The sequence below is a fragment of the Candidatus Binatia bacterium genome, from assembly GCA_036382395.1.
Taxonomy (GTDB): domain Bacteria; phylum Desulfobacterota; class Binatia; order HRBIN30; family HRBIN30; genus JAGDMS01.
Window position 1 is genome coordinate 1 of sequence record DASVHW010000237.1, and the last position, 1,850, is coordinate 1,850.

Sequence of the window (1,850 nt, forward strand, 5' to 3'; positions counted from 1 at the left end):
TTTCAACCCTGAAAGGGTTGCGTCCGGTCCCCGCCTCGGTCTCACACGGACCTATAGGCGTCACGTTGTAGGCCTCCGGTTGAGCTAGCCTCCGGCGGAATGGTGTCCGCAGGTCGAGTCGAGCGCAACCCCTTCAGGGTAACAGAGAAATCGGTGTCGCTGCCCAGGGTAGCCGCTGCCGCGGCAACCCTGGGCTATGGTACGGAACGCCTTCGGCGTACGGAACACAGCCCGCTTGCTGGTGAGATACCGCTCGCCCTGAGTAGGCCGTATCTTCTCAGCGGCCGTATCGAAGGGCGCCCGCTGGGGTGGACCGGCCTTAACTCACTGGCCAGCGAGCGCTAGCCGACCGTCTTCATCACCCGCAGCTCCTCCGAAATGGGCATGCGTTCGAAGACGCGCATGATCTCCTCCTTGGGCACGGCGAAGGCCATTCCGGTCGAGGGCACCGCCTCGGTGCGCATCCATCCGGGGAGGTCGTTGTCCTCCGGTCCGAAGCCGGCGCGCCGGTTGAACTCCCACTCGTCCTGCATGCACTGCCAGCCGATGTCCGCCATGTCCTCGAAGGTCAGCTGCACCCCGTGCATGGCATTGTAGAGCGTTCGCATCTCCTCGATGGTGGGCTGCTGGAATTGACAGAAGCCGCTGGAGTCACACAGCGCATTGACCAGCTGGGCCTCCTGCGACGCTCGTGCCGGATCGGCAGCGGGCACGACGATCAGGCCGGCGGTGTGGTCGGCCCCCATGGCACTGGTGGCGTAGGTGATGCCGGTGGCTTGCAGCGTGCGCGCTTCCCACGCCGGGATGCCTTGCCCGCGAATCGCCGGCACGCGCTCGGCCTTGAAGCGTTTCGCCACGGCCACCACGCCGCGCGCGATGGTCTCGGCCAGCTTGTCGCCCTTGTCGACCTTGTCGAGCAGGGCGATGGCCGCATCGGCATCGCCGAACGCCAGCGCACCGCAGTCCATCGCCAGGCCCATGGCCCCACCGGTCTCGATGGTGTCGAGCCCGAGGTCGTCGCACAGGCGGTCGATCTTGGCCACCTTGTCGAGGTCGGCGATGGCGCAGTTGGAGCCGCACAGGGCGAGGGTCTCGAATTCGAGGGCCGAGGTCACGTACTTGCCCTCGGCGTCGTTGACGATGTTGGAGCACTGCACGATGCAGCCGGACATGCAGTTGTGCATGCCACCGCCGCGCGTCGCAAAGTTCTCGACGATGTGCATCCCGCTGAGCGCGTCGGCACCCTCGAACTGCATCTCTCGCCGGTTACGTGTGGGGAACGTGCTCATCATGTTCGCCAGCGGCACGGTGGTGGAGGTCCCAAACTGGAAGAGCTGCGGGCCGGCCTTGTACTCCTTGGTAACCTGCAGAGTGAACGCCTTGAAGCCTGCCGCGTCCTTGGCGACGCGGGCTTGCGTTCCTTCGTCGTCGACAACGATGGCCTTCAGTCCTTTGGCGCCCATCGCGGCGCCCAGTCCGCCACGGGCCGCGTGGCGGGACGGATGGCGCGCACCCTCGTCGGTGAAGGCGACACTGGCCCCCGAAAAGCCGAGCTCGCCGGCGGGGCCGCACATGACGAAAGCGGCGCGCGCGGAAAATTGCGTGGCCAGCTTCTCGGAAGCGGCGTAGGTGCGGAGCCCCTTGAGATCCGGGCACTCGCGCATCTCGGCCCCGCCCTTGCTGACAGAGATGAGATAGCGCTTCGTCGGGTCTTTGGCTTTTCCTTCGACGATCAGCACGCGATAACCGAGCCGCATCAGTTTCTGCCCGGCCTGTCCACCGGAGTTGGCCTCCTTGATCCCGCCGGTGAGCGGGCTCTTGCCCCCCACGCTCATGCGGCCGGAGGTCGG

1 protein-coding gene is annotated in these 1,850 nt (G+C 66.2%); it reads right to left on the reverse strand.

From position 1 onward, the window contains the following. Window positions 1-341 precede the first annotated feature (341 nt). Window positions 342-1,850 (reverse strand): aldehyde ferredoxin oxidoreductase C-terminal domain-containing protein (locus tag VF515_11030; protein ID HEX7408164.1); only part of this gene is annotated, 1,509 nt, incomplete at its 5' end.